This is a genomic window from Streptomyces ortus (assembly GCF_026341275.1).
Lineage (GTDB): Bacteria > Actinomycetota > Actinomycetes > Streptomycetales > Streptomycetaceae > Streptomyces > Streptomyces ortus.
The window spans coordinates 5479711-5497865 of the sequence record NZ_JAIFZO010000002.1 but is presented as its reverse complement, the minus strand read 5'-3'; the positions used below and the strand labels follow the sequence as shown (position 1 = coordinate 5497865).

12 protein-coding genes and 1 pseudogene are annotated in these 18155 nt (G+C 70.2%); 4 read left to right on the top strand and 9 right to left on the bottom strand.

The annotated features are described in order from the left end of the window. Nucleotides 1-451 precede the first annotated feature (451 nt). Nucleotides 452-2281, top strand: coding sequence for a glycoside hydrolase family 3 protein (locus tag K3769_RS27690; protein WP_308216407.1), 1830 nt, complete (start codon nt 452-454; stop codon nt 2279-2281). Between the two features lie 269 nt (nt 2282-2550). Further along, on the top strand, nt 2551-3207 hold the full coding sequence (locus tag K3769_RS27685; protein WP_267031574.1) for a hypothetical protein: 657 nt from the start codon (nt 2551-2553) through the stop codon (nt 3205-3207). A 41-nt stretch (nt 3208-3248) separates the two neighbouring features. Here K3769_RS27685 and K3769_RS27680 read toward each other — a convergent pair whose 3' ends face one another. The 9 genes from K3769_RS27680 to K3769_RS27640 form a co-directional block, all read right to left on the bottom strand. Further along, complete coding sequence (locus K3769_RS27680) at nt 3249-4700, bottom strand: S28 family serine protease (protein ID WP_267028989.1); 1452 nt, start codon at nt 4698-4700, stop codon at nt 3249-3251. A gap of 113 nt (nt 4701-4813) precedes the next feature. Continuing rightward, nucleotides 4814-5197 (bottom strand): hypothetical protein, encoded by a 384-nt coding sequence (locus K3769_RS27675; protein ID WP_282566259.1) that lies wholly within the window; start codon nt 5195-5197, stop codon nt 4814-4816. 130 nt (nt 5198-5327) lie between these two features. After that, nucleotides 5328-9068: an ABC transporter ATP-binding protein gene (locus K3769_RS27670; RefSeq protein ID WP_267028987.1), complete on the bottom strand. Its 3741-nt coding sequence runs from the start codon at nt 9066-9068 to the stop codon at nt 5328-5330. Nucleotides 9069-9160: 92 nt separating this feature from the next. Next, entirely contained in the window at nt 9161-10240 is a 1080-nt protein-coding gene (locus tag K3769_RS27665) for an esterase-like activity of phytase family protein (protein WP_267028986.1), read from the bottom strand. Between the two features lie 99 nt (nt 10241-10339). Then, a complete protein-coding gene (locus K3769_RS27660; protein WP_267028985.1) occupies nt 10340-11188 on the bottom strand; it encodes a calcium-binding protein in 849 nt (282 codons plus the stop codon). Between the two features lie 407 nt (nt 11189-11595). Then, the gene (locus K3769_RS27655) at nt 11596-12378 is read right to left on the bottom strand and encodes a M48 family metallopeptidase (protein WP_267028984.1); all 783 of its coding nucleotides are present in this window, start codon (nt 12376-12378) and stop codon (nt 11596-11598) included. Between the two features lie 5 nt (nt 12379-12383). Beyond that, nucleotides 12384-15941 carry a type I restriction endonuclease subunit R gene (locus K3769_RS27650; protein WP_267028983.1) on the bottom strand — a complete coding sequence of 1186 codons (3558 nt, stop codon included), beginning with the start codon at nt 15939-15941 and terminating at the stop codon, nt 12384-12386. A 263-nt stretch (nt 15942-16204) separates the two neighbouring features. Then, entirely contained in the window at nt 16205-16567 is a 363-nt protein-coding gene (locus tag K3769_RS27645) for a hypothetical protein (protein WP_267028982.1), read from the bottom strand. Then, nucleotides 16564-16704 (bottom strand): hypothetical protein, encoded by a 141-nt coding sequence (locus tag K3769_RS27640; RefSeq protein ID WP_267028981.1) that lies wholly within the window; start codon nt 16702-16704, stop codon nt 16564-16566. Before K3769_RS27640 ends, K3769_RS27645 begins: the two co-directional genes overlap by 4 nt. A gap of 349 nt (nt 16705-17053) precedes the next feature. Here K3769_RS27640 and K3769_RS27635 point away from each other — a divergent pair, with 349 nt between their 5' ends. Both K3769_RS27635 and K3769_RS27630 read left to right on the top strand, forming a co-directional pair. After that, nucleotides 17054-17848: a helix-turn-helix domain-containing protein gene (locus tag K3769_RS27635; protein WP_267028980.1), complete on the top strand. Its 795-nt coding sequence runs from the start codon at nt 17054-17056 to the stop codon at nt 17846-17848. After that, a pseudogene (locus K3769_RS27630) lies at nt 17841-18056 on the top strand (DUF397 domain-containing protein); the annotation flags it as partial. The gene K3769_RS27635 and the pseudogene K3769_RS27630, both read left to right, overlap by 8 nt. Nucleotides 18057-18155 lie beyond the last annotated feature (99 nt).

The following is an 18155-nucleotide window of genomic DNA, read 5'->3' as shown; positions in this document are numbered from 1 at the left end:
TTGGCGCCAATCCAACGGTTCCCGGGAACCCATCCCCCCCGCCCCCCGTCCAATTCGCATGCTGCCGGATGAGTCTCCGCAGTGCGGTGTCGGCCTCGCTGCTGGCTGCGATCGCTGACTACCCTCTCCGCCGTCTGCGGCCGGCAGCACGCCGTCACCGGCGCGCGCCCCTCCAACAGCGCCGGTGACGGTCCCTCCCCCGGCGCCATCGCGAGGCCCCCGGCGCCATTCCGGCGCGACCCCGGCGCCACCCACCGCGTCGTCCGTCCGCGCTATTGACTGGCAGTAATTTCCCGGATATCCGTGACTCCTTGGCAGTTTTCTTCAAGGATCCTTCGGGGATCTATCGGGGATCCACCCAAGGACTCCGCAGGACTCCGCAGGACTCCGCAAGGGTTCATTCCTGCTCGCCCCTCCACGGGTCCCCGGGCCCTCTCCGGAAGGAGCGCACGTGCACACCTCCAGACGTACGCTGCTCGCTGCCACCGCGGGCGCGGCGGCAGCCGTCGCCGGCGCCACCCCCGCCCTGGCCGCCGCCAAGCACGAGGACAAGAAGCGCGAGGACAACAAGCACGAGGACAAACGGCTGAGGGCCCTCATCTCCCGTATGTCGCTCGAAGAGAAGGTCGGACAGCTCTTCGTGATGCGGGTGTACGGGCACTCGGCCACCGCACCCGACCAGGCCGACATCGACGCCAACCTCGCGGAGATCGGCGTACGGACGGCCGCCGAGCTGATCGCGAAGTACCGGGTCGGCGGGATCATCTACTTCGGGTGGGCCCACAACACCCGCGAACCGCACCAGATCGCGGACCTGAGCAACGGCATCCAGAAGGCCTCGCTCGAACAGCCCCGCGGCCTCCCCGTGCTGATCTCCACCGACCAGGAGCACGGCATAGTGGCCCGGGTGGGCACGCCCGCGACGCTCTTCCCCGGCGCGATGGCCCTGGGCGCGGGCGGTTCGCGTACCGACGCCCGCACCGCCGGGCGCATCGGCGGCGCCGAGCTGCGCACGATGGGCATCCTCCAGGACTACGCCCCGGTCGCCGACGTGAACGTGAACCCGGCCAACCCGGTCATCGGCGTCCGCTCCTTCGGCTCCGACCCCCAGGCCGTGGCGGGCCTGGTCGCCGCGCAGGTGAAGGGCTATCAGGGTGCCGGGGTCGCCGCCACCTCCAAGCACTTCCCGGGGCACGGCGACACCGAGACCGACAGCCACTACGGCTTCCCGGTCATCGCGCACACCGAGGCGCAGTGGGCCGAGCTGGACGCGCCGCCGTTCAAGGCCGCGATCGCCGCCGGCATCGACTCGATCATGACCGCGCACATCATGGTCCCGGCGCTCGACCCGGCCGGCGACCCGGCGACCCTCTCCCGCCCGATCCTCACCGGCATCCTGCGCGAGAGGCTCGGCTACGACGGGGTCGTGGTGACGGACTCGCTCGGCATGGAGGGCGTCCGCACGAAGTACGGCGACGACCGGGTGCCCGTACTCGCCCTGAAGGCCGGCGTGGACCAGCTCCTCAACCCGCCGAAGCTGGACATCGCCTGGAACGCCGTCCTGGCGGCCGTCCGCGGCGGCGAGCTGACCGAGGCCCGCCTGGACGAATCGATCCTGCGCGTCCTGCGGCTGAAGGCGAAGCTGGGACTGCTGAAGGACCCGTACGTCACGGGGCGGGGGGTCGACCGCACGGTCGGGATCCCCTCCCACCTCAAGGCCGCCGACCGTGTCGCCGAGCGGACGACGACGCTGCTCGTCAACTCCGGCGGCCTGCTGCCGCTGTCCCGGCGTACGCACCGGAAGGTGCTCGTCGTCGGGGCCGATCCGGCCTCGCCCTCCGGCACCACGGGCCCGCCCACGACCGTCCTGGCGAACGCCCTCACCGAGCTGGGGTTCGTCCCGACCGTGCTGTCCACGGGCACGGCGCCCTCGGCCGCGACCGTCGCGAAGGCCGTCGCGGCGGCCCAGGACGCGGACGCCGTGCTGGTGGGGACGTACAACGTCACCGCCGCCTCCGCCCAGCGCACCCTGGTCAACCAACTGCTCGCCACCGGCCGCCCGGTGGTCGCGCTCGCCATCCGCAACCCGTACGACGTGGCTCAACTGCCGGACGTCAGGGCCTACTTGGCGTCGTACTCGTGGACGGACGTCGAGCTGCGGGCCGCGGTACGGGTGCTCGCCGGGCGGGTCGGTCCGCGCGGCAGGCTGCCGGTGCCGGTGCAGCGGGCGGACGATCCGGCGGTGGTGCTGTATCCCGTGGGGCACGGCCTGACCTACTGACGCCCGCCCCTCCCCTTGGCGGGGGCGCGCGTCCGGGCCTGGCGTACCGGGCCTACGACGTGCGCCCCCGTCCGCATCCCCAAGTGACGCAAAGCGCCCCGTACGCCTGGCGGGGCCCGCCCCGGCGGGTCACGCTGGGCTGGGGATGATCGGGGGGAGGTGCCATGCGCGACGCACGAAGCGCGGGCGCACGCGGCATGGGTGCACACGGCACGGGGGCGCACCGGGCGCGGTCCGTCGGCAGGAAGTCCGCCGACGCGACGGCGGTCATGCTGTGCGCGCCGCTGGTGTGCGCGCTGCTGATGCTGGTGCTGGCCGCCCTCACCGGATGCGCGCAGTCGTCCGGGACCGACGGGAACGGCAACGGTGACGGCGAGGGCGAGGGGAACGGTCACGCGCGGCGGACGCCTCCCGGTCCGGTTCCGACCCGGGCCTCGGGGTACGGGCTGGTGTTCCTCGGGATCGACGAGTGCAGTTCGTTCGGACGGGAGTCGTTCGCCGAGGTGCCCTGCACGAGCGAGCGGGCGGCGGCGCGTGTGCTCGCGCGGCACGACGGCGGGGCACGCGGCGGGCAGCCCTGCCCCGCCACCACGGACTTCGTGCTGCACATCAGCGAGCGGCGGCCCTCCGCCGACGAGGACGGCGACGGCGCGGTCCCGCAGGGGTACGCCTGTATGCGCAACCTGGAGCCCCCGCACCCCGGCGACCCGGGCGGCGGCGGAGGCCCGCGCACGATCGTCGGCGACTGCGTATACGGCGCGGGGGCGGGCGAGGTCCGCGAGACCGCGTGCGACGGCACGGCCGAGAACGTCCCCGAGTACCGGGTGACGGCGGCTGTCGCGAAGCGCCCCGACTGCCCCGCGTCCACCGAGCTGTTCGTCCAGCTCGGTGGAGCGGAGCCGGTGGGCTGCGCCCGCCCGTTGTAGCCCGACGGACGGGCGCAGCACCACATGTGCGGCCGGAGCCGCTACGGGCGGAGCTGACGCTCGACCGTGCGCTTGTCCAGCTTCGAGTCGTACTTGGCCAGCGGCTTCGCCTTCTCCGGGTCCGCCTGGACCGCGGCCGTGGCGACGCCCGCCCACTCCAGGATGCGGGCCGTGGCGAGCGCCTTCTGGTCGGGGACGAGACCCGCGACGTTGGCGCCGTGGTTCATGCCCGGGGCGGTGAAGACGTACGAGTCGCGCGCGCCCTTGCCGAGGCGGAACTGCTCGGCGCCCCACGGGTCGTTCTGCCCGTACACGAACAGCATCCGGTTCGCGTTGTGCTTGACCCAGGAGTCGACGCTGCGCATGACACCGGGCTGGAACTTCATCTTGATGTCACGCGGCACGAAGTTGCGCGGCGGCTGGTAGCCGTAGCGGATGTACTTCTTCTCGATGTGCGGGAAGACGATCGTCGGCGCACCGAGCTGCGTGCCCGCCTGGTAGTAGTACGGCGTGTAGGGCGAGAGGCCCTGGTCCGTGTAGAACGAGAAGCCGGAGATCGTGTCGATCGACGTCCAGATCTCGTCGTCCGTGGCGTTCTTCGCGTCCGCCGGGATCGTGTCGCAGTCGGCGAGCAGGCTGTACTGCCAGAAGCCCCAGACGTAGTCGAGGACGACCGCCTCGTACGCCCGGTCCAGGCTGCCGATGGTGTTGAAGGTGTAGCCCTCGGCGGCTGCCACCTCCTTGTACTTCTTCTCCAGCGCGGTACGGCGGACGAGCGCCTCGCGCTGCACCGCGTTCAGCCGGGTGCGGCACTCCTTGGTGCCGACCTTGGCGAAGAAGCGGTCGTACGCCGAGTCCTCGTTGTTCACGACGTCGTTGGGGGCGACGTACGCGACGACGCCGTCCATGTCACGCGGGTAGAAACGCTCGAAGTACGTGGCGGTCATGCCGCCCTTCGAACCGCCCGTGGAGACCCACTTCTTGTCGTAGATCGGCTTGAGGGCCTTGAAGATGCGGTGCTGGTCGCTGGCCGCCTGCCAGATGTCGAGCTTCGACCAGTCGGCGGGGGCGGGCCGGGACGGAGTGAAGTAGCGGTACTCCATCGAGACCTGGTTGCCGTCCACGATCTGGGTCGGCTCGCGGCGGCTCGGCGTCGTGGAGACGTTGTAGCCGCCGGTGTAGAAGACCGTCGGACGGGCGGTGTCCTTGTGCAGCACGGTGATGCGCTGCTGGAAGGTGCCCTTGGACGGGTGCCGGTGGTCGACCGGCTGGGTGTAGTTGAGGACGAAGAAGCGGTAGCCCGTGTAGGGCTTCTCCTCGATCAGGCTCATGCCCGGTATCGCGAGGAGACGGTCCTTGATGTCCGCCGACTCGTCCGTGACGAGGTGGGTTGCGGTGGCGGCGTCCGGCTGGGCGGCGGTGGCCGCGCCGGCCGTGCTCACGGTGCCTATGAGCACCACGAGGGACAACAGCCATCTGAGCGTCTTGCGCATGCGTTCTCCCCTGAATACGCAGATGTCCGCCGGAACTTAGCTCAGCAACAGCTGCCACACCAGGGGATGTTCGGGACATGCCGCACAAGTCGGCAAATGAACCGCCGGACAACTCAGCAGAGGATCCAGCCCGTGCTGACCGAGCCCGAGCCGACGGCCCCCTTGATCCGTACGCAGCGGTGGCCCGCGTGCACCCGTACCGGGCCCGCGTACCGCACGAACCTGCCCGCGTTCGGCACGCGCTCGCTGCCCCGGGCCTGCACGCTCACCATCATGTAGCGGCGGGCGCCCACCTTCTTGGCGTAGGTCACCGCGCACACGTAACCGCGCTTCTTGTGGACGTCCACATGGCCGGTGGAGAAGGGCAGCGTGCGCACCTTCCGCCCGGCGCACGGGGACGCCGCCGAGGCCTCGCCCACCGGGCCCGCGAGTGCCAGCAGCCCGGACGCCGTCAGCACGGCGGTGCCGAGCGTGAGGCGTCGGCGTATCGCGCCCATGTCCACTGGTGTCCCTCCACGGCCCACGACAGGTGATGCCCTGCTTCGACGTACTGCTGTACGGACGCATGGCGTACGGGGAACGGTTGCCCTACCCGTCGGTTGCGGCTTTTCCGCGTGTTCGCGTCGGTCAGTTCCCGGTGCCGACCGGGTCCGGCTCCCCCACGAACGTCCGCCAGAGCCGCGCGTACCGGCCGCCCCGGGCGAGCAGTTCGTGGTGCGTGCCGTCCTCCGCGACCCGCCCGTCGGCCATCACCACGACCCGGTCCGCGCGCGCGGCCGTGGTCAGCCGGTGTGCCACGACCAGGGTGGTGCGGCGGCCCGCGATGCGGTCGGTGGCCTGGTTGACCTGGGCCTCGGTGGCCAGGTCGAGCGCGGCGGTGGCCTCGTCGAGGAGCAGGATGTCCGGGTCGACCAGTTCGGCACGGGCCAGCGCGATCAGCTGGCGCTGGCCGGCCGAGAGGTTGCGGCCTCGCTCTGCGACCTCGTGGAGGTAGCCGCCGTCCAGCGTGGCGATCATGTCGTGCGCGCCGACCGCGCGGGCCGCCGCCTCCACCGCCGCGTCCGTGGCGTCGGGACGGCCGTACGCGATGGCGTCCCGGACGGTGCCCTGGAAGAGGTACGCCTCCTGCGGGACGACGCCGAGCCGGTGCCGGTACGAGGTCAGGTCCAGCGAGCGCAGGTCGGTGCCGTCGACCGTGACCCGGCCGCCGGTGGGGTCGTAGAACCGGGCCACCAGCTTCACCAGGGTCGACTTGCCCGCGCCGGTCTCGCCGACGAACGCGACGGTCTGCCCGGCGGGGATGGTCAGCCGCACCCCGCTGAGCGCCTCCTCGCTCTTCGTGGCCCCGTGGGCGGCCCCGTACGCGAAGTCGACGTCCTCGAAGGCGATCTCGCCGCGCAGGGACGGCACCTCACGGGGCGCGGCGGCGGCCTTCGTCGAGGTCGGTTCCTGGAGCAGTTCCTGGATCCGGCCGAGGGAGACGGTCGCCTGCTGGTAGCCGTCGAAGACCTGCGAGAGCTGCTGCACGGGCGCGAAGAACAGGTCGATGTAGAGGAGGTAGGCCACCAGCGCGCCGGTGGTGAGCGTGCCCGCGTCGACCCGGCCCGCGCCCACGACCAGCACGGCCGCGGCGGCCACCGAGGACAGCAGCTGCACGAACGGGAAGTAGACCGAGATCAGCCACTGCCCGCGGATGCGCGCCTGGCGGTAGCTGTCGCTGCCTTCGGCGAACCGCCGCCCGCCCGAGCCCTCGCGCCTGAACGCCTGGAGGATCCGCAGTCCCGACACCGACTCCTGGAGGTCCGCGTTCACCACGGACACCCGCTCACGGGCCAGTTCGTACGCCTTCACGCTGGACCTGCGGAAGAAGAACGTGCCGACGATCAGCGGCGGCAGCGTCAGGAAGACGACCAGCGCGAGCTGTACGTCGATGACGAGCAGCGCGGCCATGATGCCGAAGAAGGTGACGACGGAGACGAAGGCGGTGACCAGGCCGGTCTGCAGGAACGTGGACAGCGCGTCCACGTCCGTCGTCATCCGGGTCATGATCCGGCCGGTCAGCTCGCGCTCGTAGTAGTCGAGCCCGAGCCGCTGGAGCTGCGCGAAGATCTTCAGCCGGAGCGCGTACAGGACCCGTTCGCCGGTGCGGCCGGTCATCCGGATCTCGCCGGTCTGCGCCGCCCACTGGACGAGCACGCTGATCAGGGCGATGACGGAGGCCGCCCACACCCCGCCGAGCGCCATCTCGGAGACGCCCTCGTCGATGCCGTGCCGGATCAGGACCGGCAGCAGCAGGCCCATGCCCGCGTCGACGGCGACGAGTCCGAGGCTGACGAGCAGCGGGAGCCCGAAGCCCCGCAGCAGGCGCCGCAGCCCGTACGACTCCTCCGGGGTGACCGCGCGCGCCTCGTCGACGGCGGGGGTGTCGGTGGCGGGCGGCAGGGCGTCGACCTGGGCGAGGAGGCCGGGGGTGGCGGGCATCCCGGCCAGCGCGGTGTCCTTGGGTTCGCGGTCGCCGGTCCACAGGCGCGGGGTGACACCGCGCTCGGCGTCGAACTCGGCGTCCAGCTCGTCCCGTACGGAGGTGTCCTCGGGCGGACAGGACGGCGGGCAGGTCAGCTCGGGGTGGCCGGGCGAGACTCCGCCCAGTTCGTCCGGGTCGGTGAGCAGGCGGCGGTAGAGCGGCGAGCGCTCGGTCAGCTCCTCGTGGGTGCCGATGTCGGCGAGGCGGCCGTCTTCGAGGACGGCGATGCGGTCGGCGAGGTTCAGGGTGGAGCGGCGGTGGGCTATGAGGAGGGTGGTGCGGCCCGCCATGACCCCGCGCAGGGCCTCGTGGATCTCGTGCTCGACCCTGGCGTCGACGGCGGAGGTGGCGTCGTCCAGGACCAGCAGGCGCGGATCGGTGAGGATCGCGCGGGCCAGGGCCACGCGCTGGCGCTGGCCGCCGGAGAGGGTGAGGCCGTGCTCGCCGACCTTGGTGTCGTAGCCGTCGGGCAGCGCGGAGATGAAGCCGTGCGCCTGGGCGGCGCGGGCGGCGGTCTCGATCTCCTCCCGGGTGGCCTCGGGGCGGCCGTACGCGATGTTCGACTCGACGGTGTCCGAGAAGAGGAACGAGTCCTCGGGGACGAGTCCGATGGCGGCCCGCAGCGAGTCGAGGGTCAGCTCGCGCACGTCGAGGCCGCCGATGAGGACCGCTCCGCCGCTCACGTCGTAGAAGCGGGGCAGGAGCAGGGACACCGTGGACTTGCCGGAGCCGGAGGAGCCGACGACCGCGAGGGTCTCGCCGGAGCGGATCTCGAAGCTGAGGCCGTCCAGGACCGGGCGGTCGTCCTCGTAGGAGAAGGACACGCCGTCGAACTCGACGGTCGCGGGCGCGTCGGCCGGCAGGTCCTTCGTGCCGTCCTCCATCGAAGGGCGGGTGTCGATCAGCTCCAGGACGCGTTCGGCGCCCGCGCGGGCCTGCTGGCCGACGGTGAGGACCATGGCGAGCATGCGCACGGGCCCCACGAGCTGGGCGAGATAGGAGGAGAAGGCGACGAACGTACCGAGGGTGACCTCGCCCTTCACCGCCAGCCAGCCGCCGAGCGCCAGCATGGCGACCTGCCCGAGCGCCGGGACGGCCTGGAGGGCGGGGGTGTACTTGGAATTGAGCCGGATCGTGCGCAGCCGCCCCGCGAAGAGCCGTCGGCCGATCTCGCGCAGCTTCCCGGTCTCCTGGTCCTCCTGCCCGAAGCCCTTCACCACCCGTACGCCGCTGACCGCGCCGTCCACGACCCCGGCCACCGCGGCGGCCTGCGCCTGCGCGTACCAGGTCGCCGGGTGCAGCTTGGAGCGGCTGCGGCGGGCGATGAACCAGATGGCGGGGGCGACGGCGAGCGCGACAAGGGTGAGCGGAAGGGACAGCCAGGCCATGATCCCCAGCGAGATCAGGAAGAGGAGGATGTTCCCGATCGTCATCGGAAGCATGAAGAGCAGACCCTGGATGAGCTGGAGGTCGCTGGTCGCGCGGCCCACCACCTGGCCGGTCGACAGCTCGTCCTGGCGCCGGCCGTCGAGGCGGACGATCGTCTCGTACATGTCGGTACGCAGGTCGTGCTGGACGTCGAGCGCGAGCCGGCCGCCGTAGTAGCGGCGGATGTAGGTGAGGACGTAGACGAGGACGCCGGCGCCGATGAGCGCGCCCGCCCAGGGGGCCATGTCGCGGGTGTGGTCGCCCACCACGTCGTCGATGATCACCTTGGTGATGAGCGGCACGAGGGCCATGACGGCCATACCCGCGAGGGAGGCGCCCAGCGAGAGCACGACGTCCTTCGGGTACCGCCACGCGTACCCGGCCAGCCGCCGTGCCCATCCCCGCTGCGTTGTCACTCCTGATGCCTTCCCTCGTCCCGGCCTGATCGTCCGGAAGGCACCAACACGGATCGAAGCGGATTTCATCCCTCCGCAACAATCGGCGTTCCTCAGAGGCGCACGCGGAGGGAGTAGAAGCGGGTGGTCTGGGTGGCGCCCTGGTTGTCGTCACTGACGAGGAGGACACGCAGGGCACCTCGGGTGGCGCCGCTGGTACCGGTAGCGCCGGTGACAGCCATGCCCTCGATGTTGTCGAGGAGCGGGTTGGGCTGGGGCTGCTTGGCGGTCGCGCCGAGGGAGGGGCAGTCCGCGAGGTCGGCGAGGAGGGTCTTGCGGACGAGGCGTACGCCGTCCTGGCCGGTCAGCGCCTCGACACGGGAGGTGTCCGTGGCGTGCCGGAGGTCGGCCAGATAAAGCCGGACGGTGTTGCCGACCCCGGCGGTGAAGCCGCGCTCCAGGACGAGGAGGCGCCCGTCGGGGACGGCGGCGGCCTCGACGAGCCCGAGACCGCTGTCGGTGCGGTAGCCGTACTGATGGCCGAGCCGGAAGTCACGATGACTGTCACGCTGCCAGGTCTGGAGGCGCACGAGACCGGGGGTGTCTCCGGCCAGGGCCCCCTCCATGCCGGCCAGCAGGGTGCGTCCGCCGGGGAGGAGGGTCAGCGCCTCGAAGGTCTGGTTGGCGGTGGCGCGCCCGGCCGGGGCGACGCGCAGGGCGTCCGGCACGGGGAGGCGCCCGAGGAGGGTGCCGTCCCTCCCGTACCGGCGCACCGACGGCTCGGTCTCGGAGGACACGAGCCGGCTGCCGTCGCGATCGACGACGAGCCCTTCGGAGTCCAGCGCGGCGCCGCTCTCGTCGGCCAGCGGGACGACGGAGCGCGGGCGCAGGGTCGTCGGGTCGAGGGTGAAGAGGGCGGACCGGTCGGACAGGGCGGCGATCGCCCCGTCCCGGTCCACGGCCAGCGCGGAGAAGTTGCCGACGACCGTGCCCTCGTACGTCGTCTTGTCGAGGGCGTCGGAGAAGCGCTGGACGGAGACGGCGGGCGAGCAGGCCCCGCCGCGCGGCTGGGCGGGGGCGGGCCCGGCGACGGCGGGGCCGGCGGCGGTGAGGCAGGTGGCTGCCGCCAGGCCGGCGGCGAGGGCGGCGAGTACGGATCTCAGGCTCGCGGGCATGGGCATGGGCATGGGCATGGCGTCACGGTAGGAGGAACGGGTGGAGAGGGAGGGTCCTGCCCGTGAATTCCGGACAGCGGGCACGCGGTGCGCGTGCCCGCCGCCGTCTCGTGGGACTCAGTCCTGGTGGACCTTGTTCACGCCCGCGCCGCCGGAGAGGGTGTCGTTGCCCGCGCCGCCGTACAGCGTGTCGTTGCCGGTGTTGCCGTAGATGGTGTCGTCGCCCGCGAGGCCGTACAGCGTGTCGTTGCCCTTGCCGCCGTAGAGGTAGTCGTTCCCCGTCGTCCCGCGCACGATGTCGTCGCCGTCGTCGCCGTACAGGGTGGTGTAGCCCCCCTCGTCGTCGCTGACCGCCGTGAGCCTGTCGTCACCCGCGCCGCCGTTGCAGCTGTAGTCGCAGCTCGCGAGGATGGTGTCGTTGCCGGCACCGCCGTCGGCGCCGCGGATCCAGGAACCGTCGATGCCCTCGATACGGTCGTCGCCGGCTCCGCCGCTCAGCTGGTTCGCGTACCGGCCCCTGAGGACGTCGGCGCCGTCACCGCCGCGGATCGTGCCCTGCGCACTGCCCGTGCCGATCGTCGCGGTGTCGTTCCCGTCGCCGAGGTCGACGTCGTACTGGTTCAGGTCGTCGGAGCCGAGGGGGGTGGGTTCCGTGCACTGGACGACGGTGTGGTCGGCCGGGGAGGGGTAGGTGCACGCGTCGTGGCCGATGGTGATGTCGACCTGGTCGCGGAAGGTGATGAGGTACTGGTCCTCGTCGCCTTCGGGGTCGACGTCGACGTACTCGACGGAGACCTTCAGGTCGTTCACCTGGCCGGGGGCGGCCCTGTACCAGATCGAGCCGTCCTCGCGGGTGACGGTCGCCGCGGCCACGGTGTCCGCCTGGGCGGTGACGGGGGCCAGGAGGGCGGCTCCGGCGAGGGTGAGCCCGAGGGCGGTGGCGGAGAGGAACCGTGAAGTGCGCATGCGGAAGGAACCCTTCGGGTGGGGTGTGTACGGAGGTCGGAGTGAGGGCGAGACGGTTGATCAGGCCGCCCGCCGGGGTCTGTGAGACCAGTGGGACAGGTGTTGTTCCCACTCACCCGGTGAGACCCCGGACCCGGGAGGGTGGTTGTACGGAGACCGGCTTCCTCTTCCAAAAAACTCGCAGGTCAGAGCCGCTATTAACCCTCTCCGATGAGCACTGCCCGACATCGGCGTGAACGCTCCCCGTCATCGTGCGGACGTTCGCGCGATGCCAGAACTGACCGATCCTCTCGATGACCCCTTCTTGATCGTCATCGATGCCTTCAGACTGCCGGCCTTCATGGCGTCGTCCAGTTCGCCGGCGATGTGTTCTTGCGCTTACCGGGACTCAACCGGGGTGTCGGCCTTCAGCGGATCTCGCCCATCCACATGCGGCGGCCCAGCTCGTCGAGTTCCGCCCGGCGCTCCTCGTACTCGGGCAGCGCGAGCCGCACCAGCCGCCAGAAGTCCGCGCCGTGCCCGGAGACTTTCACGTGGGCCAGTTCGTGCGCGATGACGTAGTCGACCAGATGCATGGGAAGTTGGAAGAGCGGCCACCCCAGACTCATCCGACCCGGCTCCCCCATCCCCTCACCGGGCCGGTACGCGCCCCACTTGTGCCCCAAGTCCCGTACATCCAACTCAGGTTCGCCGACCGCCATGCGAGCGGCCCACGGCTGGACCCGGTCGACGGCCCATGCCCGGCCCGCCCGGCAGTACCAGTCGACCAGCGCAGCACGCCCCTCCGCCTCGTCCTCGGCCTGTCTGCGGGCGATCACCAGCCGACCGGCGACCAGCCGGATCCTGCCGTCTGCGGGTGCGCTGTCCGACACCGCCAACCGGTACGTCCGCCCCAGGTAGCGGAAGACCTCCCCCTCGGTCAGCCGTTTCGCGGGGTTCAGCGGGCGAGTCCGCTCGCGCTGGCCGAGTTTAGCGACCACCCACTCCCGGTGCGCCCGTGCGAAGTCCTCCGCCTCCGTCTTCGGGCGCCCTTCGGGAACGTGCAGGGTCAGGGTCGCGTCCGGCTCCACGGTGAGCGCGAACCGCTTCCTGCGGGCACTCACCCGCACGCGCATGGAGATGCCGTCGACGGTGACCGAGTCACCGTCCACGGGTGTCTCGGCCTGGCGGTTGTCGGCAAGCGCGGTCACGCGCTCTATTCTCCCCTGGCCCGGCTCAGGAACTGCTGCCGGTTGATCTCCGCGTATGCCGCGAGTCGCTGGGAGACATGGGTCAGCGGCCCCCAGTCGGCGGATGCGGGCCTGAGGCCGCTACGAATCAGCTGTGTCTGGATGCCGTTCGCGAGACGGTTGATGTCCTGGTGCTGCCCCTGGTAGGAAGCCTTGGACATCGTGCTCGCCGCGGTGTCACACACGGCGACGACCAGAGGTCGCGTGTCCTCCTGGCCACCCTCGATTCCCGGGTTGTCCTCAAGGAGCTGATCCAGAAGCCGGTGGACACGCTGCTCCAGCAGGCTGAGCCCTGCGAGGGCGGGGTCCTCCTCGTCCTCCTGCCTGGCGTGCTCGATGAGCATCTCGAACTCCTCGACCTGCTCCTCGAAACGACCGGGCATCTGCTTCAGGATCTCCTCCAGTCGCCTGGAAAGCCTGTCGTACTTCTCCGGGTCCTCCCTCTTGACCCGCTCCTCCAGATGGAACCGGAGGGCATGCCCCATCTCGGCCGCAGCCTCGCGCGGAGGCAGCTCACGCACCATGTCGTCGAAGACGGGTGAGGTGAGCGAGACGGGCGGGATGACCTGCTCGATCTCCGGTCCTTCCAAATGGTCGGCAATCATGGCTCGTACCTTGCGTCCGTACCGGCGCAGGGTGAACGTCCCGCCCGTGTCGTCCCGGTACAGACGCCGGACACGCTTCTGCAGCATCCCCCAACGCCGGGCGTCGGCAAGGTGGTCCAACGCGTCCTCGTGCGGAAGTACCCGTTCCAGTACGGCGAGGAACTCGTGGAACACCTCGTCGAAACGGAGACGGACGGTCTCGTCCTCGAAGGACAGGACGGCCTCGCGCAGTCGGGCGAGGTCGGTGAGGTCCGCGTCCGTCACACCCTGCTCGCTCAGGAACGCGCGTACCCGCGCGGCGGCGGGCGCGAGGGCTTTCACCTCCGTGGACAGACTTCGCATGGTGTCGTCGACGTCGGCCTGCCGGTAGTCGGCCAGCGCACTGGAAAGGTGCTCGAACACGCCGTAGTAGTCCACGACGTACCCGACTTTCTTACCTGGCGCGGGCCGGTTGACGCGGGCAACGGCCTGGAGCAGCTCGGCGTCCCGGATGGGCCGGTCGAGGTAGAGCACCTGCTCGCGCGGGGCATCGAATCCGGTGAGAAGCATCGACTTCACGATCAGGAAGGCGATGGGGCTCTCCGGATGTACGGGGTCGGGAACCTCGGTCTTCGATGGTCCCGGCTCCGGCTGCCCGGTCGGCATGTCGGACCAGGGAGTGTCGGCGCCGAGGCCGTTCCCGTGGATGACCGGCTCCGGAGCGTTGAAGGGCGTGGCGGCGACCCAGTCGGGCTCGGGCGGCAGCTGTGGGAACGCTTCGTGGAAGCGATCGATGTACGCCTTCTGACGGCTCGGGTCGGTCCAGTGAAGCCACTTGCGGCGCTTGCGTTCCGCTCCCGGGGAGACGACCGGCACGAAGTCGATGCGGCGCAGGATCGCCCGGAACTCGTACGCCTGGTAGAGGTAGCGGAGATGCCGTGGAAGCTCTTTGAGCGGGATCCCGTGAACGGACTCCGGCCTGAACTCGACGAGTTCGGAAAGGAGTTGGTCGCGAGCCCGGCGCAGTGCGTGGTGGTACTCGACGGCCGCCTTCCGGCTCACGGCCGCCACCTGGGCCTTGAACCCGCCCGAGGGCAGCACCCAGCACACCCAGTGCTCCAGCATGTCCTCGGCCTTGGCACAGATCATCGGCCACGACTCGGCGACGTCCCGTTCGGTGGGCCACCGGTTGAGGAGGGTCGCCCTCTCCTCGTCCGTGCGGTCGCGGATCAGGTCCTCGAAGGAGCGATCCAGACCTTCCTTGTCATAAACCCTTCCCTCACCGGTGCGCCCTTCATAGCGGATGCGCACGACGACGCCGTCGTGCTCGGCCTCCTCCATCCGGTACTCGTCCAGGAAGCCGCTGTCCGGGCCGCCGCTGAAGATCCGGCGGGTGTCGGAGGCCTCGCCGGTGATGATCGGCGTACCCGTGAAACCGATCTTCGCGGCGTTCGGGATGGCCTTGCGCAGGGCCGCGTGCAGGACGCTGGTGTGCGAGCGGTGCGCCTCGTCGACCAGGACCAGGATGTCCGACGAGGTGTTGCACTCGGGGAAGTTCGGGACGGGCGGCGGCCCCTTGCGCCGTTTGCGGCCCTTTCCGGCACGCTCGGCGTCGTCGTACTCCTTCGTGAGATCACGGTCGTCGGCGTCACCCTCGGCTTCGGCGGCGAAGGTGAACCCGCCCCCGTACTTCTGGATCATCGCGAAGACGACGCGTCGGCCACCGTCCCTCAGCAGTCCCTCCATCTGCGTACGGGTCTCGGCTCTCTCGACATCCGACTCGCTCAGCTTCAGGGTCTTGGACAGCTGGTCCTGGAGCTGGGTGCGGTCGGTGACGATCACGACCGTGAACTCGCTGAGCTTCGGGTGCAGATGGACCCGGCGCACGAGGAAGGTCATGGTCAGACTCTTGCCGGAGCCCTGGGTGTGCCAGATGACACCGCCACGCTCGTCGTCGGGCACCGGCCCGCCGCGCGGACGGCCGGAGAGCAGCTTGCGTACAGCCTTCTCGGCGGCCCGGTACTGCTGGTGCCGGGCGACCGCCTTGACGGTCCGGACCGCCCCGGACTCGGTCTCCACGGGCAGGGGGATGACGTAATGGCGTACGAAGTTCAGCAGGGCGGCAGGCCGCAGGACGACACCCACGAGCTTGTGCTGCTCGGTCAGCTTGCCGGTGCCGTCCGGCAGCTCCTTCCTGAGCGTGCTCTCCCTCTCCGGGCTCACGCTGCGCCACGGATGGAAGCGCTCGGGCGAGGAGGTGACGGTGCCGAGATGGGCGGTCTCGCCGGTCGCCGCGACCAGCAACTGCACGGTCCGGAACAGCTCGGGTACGCCGCCCGGGAGCGGCAGGTCGGTTCCGGTGCGCTCGTCGTCGTCGATCGGGTCGCCGGCGTAGTGCCGCAGATCGAGTACGGCGCTGCGGACGGGCTCGGCGAGGTCGGGGCTCTTGCACTCGACTGCGACGAGGGGGATGCCGTTCACGAAGAGGACGATGTCGAGTATCGACACGTCCCCGGAACGGTTCTTGACGCGGAGCTGGTCGACGACGGTGAAGTCGTTGAGCGTGACGTGGTCGGGGTGCCATTCGATGTACTGGACGGTGGCGGAGGCACCGCCGTGCGCGGCGGAGGGCCCTGTGAGGACGCATCCGCTGAGCAGCAGGTCGGTGGCGGCGAAATTGGCCTGTACGACGCCCTTCCCGAGTGGGACGGATGCCAGTTCCGCGATGGAGCGGGCGACATCGGTGTCGTCCATCCAGGGTTCGCGGTCCGCCGCCCGGACGTTGATGCGCCGCAGGGCGGCCTTGAGCTCCTCGGCAAGGACAGGCGTACCGGCGTCGAGCGTACCGACCTCCGTACCGGCCACGTGCGTCCAGCCCATGGCGGTGAGCTGCTGGACGAACGGCCGCTCCACCTCGTCCCGTTCGACCTGCACCGCCATGTGCCGCGCCTTCCGCCCGCTGTCCCTGCCCGCCGAAGTGATCCATTCTGCGCCTTGGGCGGGGCGGAGGGGAGGGATCCGGCCGGACGGGGTGGGCGAGGACGAGGACGCGGGCGTCTGGAGGATTCTGGTGGGCGACCAGGGATCCCCGCCTCTCCTCCTCGTGGTGCGCGACGGACCGGGGCGTACGCGGAGGAGGTGAAGTACGCCCCCGGTCAAGGTGTGCAGGGTGTGCGGGGGGGGCGCCGGTTGGCGCGGGCGGATCAGGATCCCGGTACGAGGTTCTCGGCGTCGCCGGGCTCGTCGGAGTCGTCGATCCCGTCAAGGTCGGCGCACTCGGCATCGGGTAGACGGGCGCCCCGGCTCTCCGCGATGCGGTGGACGTCACGCAGCGCCTCGGCCATCCGAGCCGCCAGGAAACGAAGCTGCACGGAGGTGGACTTGTCGTCCGCGAGCATGTGGGCGGCGTGATCGAGGAGGTCGCCCGCCATGCCGAGCTGCACGCTCTCGACTCTGTCGGCGACCCGGGAGAGATGACCGCTCCCGTCGCCGACGAGGTAACAAGGCTTGCCTTCCGGGCCGGACCACGGAAGCAAGCGGGCGGTTTCCGTCCGGTTGCCGATCACACGGTCACCTCCACACCATGGATGACCTGCGGCCCGATGTCGACGCCGTGCACGGCGAGCCACAGGGCACGCCTCCGCCCCCGTTGCCGCCGCGCTTCCTCGCGCTCATGGGCGACGAGATAAGGACGGACCGTCACGTGGTCCTCACCCCGCAGGGAACGCGAGCCGACCCGGGTGGAGGTAGCTCCCTCGCCACAAGAGTAGGGGGACACGCGCACGCACCCACCGGAGCAGTGACCGGGCGACGCCTGCGCCCCGTTCCGGGAAAGAGCAATCGCAGCAGCGGTTCGAAGAGGCGGGCGACACGGTGACTCATGTCGTCAACTCCGTTGGGTTCGTTGATGGCCATGCCACGGACCGGTCGTACAGGTCGCACGGTCGCGGGGGTCTCGCATTCTGTAGCCATTCACTTACAGAGTGAGACGGCCCGGTCTAGGCTCGCCAGAGGGTCGGGTGTGACCAGTCATTTGTCACAAAGGAGAGGCCATGACCAGCACGTACGGTGACTGGCTCAAGCAGCAACGCGAGACGGCAGGGCTGACACAGCAGGAGTTGGCCGACGCGGCGGTCATGACTCGTTCGCACATCTCGCACATCGAGGCGGGGCGGCGCGTTCCTTCCAAGGAGGACGCCCGGCGCCTGGATAGGGTCCTGAACACGGGAAATGTGCTGAGCAGTTTCCTGCCAGCGGAGGACGCGGCGGTCGCCAGCTACTTCGAGGCGGCTCGGCTGCTCGAACAACAGGCGGTGATGATCCGGGAGTTCGCCCTGTCGTTCGTACCGGGCATCCTCCAGACGGAACGGTACGCACGTGCGGTTCTGGGCACGTCGTTCCCTCCTGTGGGTGAAAGGGAATGTGACAGGCTCGTTGTCACACGGCGTGAGCGCGCGAAGATCCTTGACGATCCGGTGACGCCGGTAGTTTGGGCACTGCTGGACGAGGCGGTGTTGCGGCGGGTCGTGGGCGGGCCCGATGTGATGGCGGAGCAGATCATGCACATGGTTCGCCTTGCAGAGAGGGGCCGGGTACGGGTCCATGTGATGCCGTTCAGCCTGGGCTTCCACCCGCTGATGGAGAACATGCTCAGCCTGATGTGGTTCGACGACCAACCGCCCGTGGCGTACAGCGAGGGCCTGCGCATGGGGAAGATGCACGACTCCCCGTCCGTGGTTCGGGAGTTGCAGGGCCGCTACGATCTCGCGATGAGCGACGCAGTGCCGCTAAAAGATTCATTGGCCCTACTGAGGGCGACAGCGAAGGACTACGGACACCATGACTGACCGAATAATCCCGAACGCTGCAGCACTGCGAGGCTGGCGGAAGTCGTCCTACAGCAACAGCGAGGGAGGCAGTTGCATCGAGGTGCTGGATGACCACCCCTCGGGCGTCCCTGTCCGCGACTCCAAGATCCCGCACGGTCCCGCGCTGGTATTCCCGGCGGCTGACTGGTCATCGTTCGTCACAGCCGTCAAGGACGGCAAGTTCCCCGCATGGACAAGGACTCCCTCTCTCCCGGCGACCAGCCCCTGTCGTGTGACGGGGGCCATGTCACATCGTCGACCGCCGGCACCGCCATTGCCGCGACAT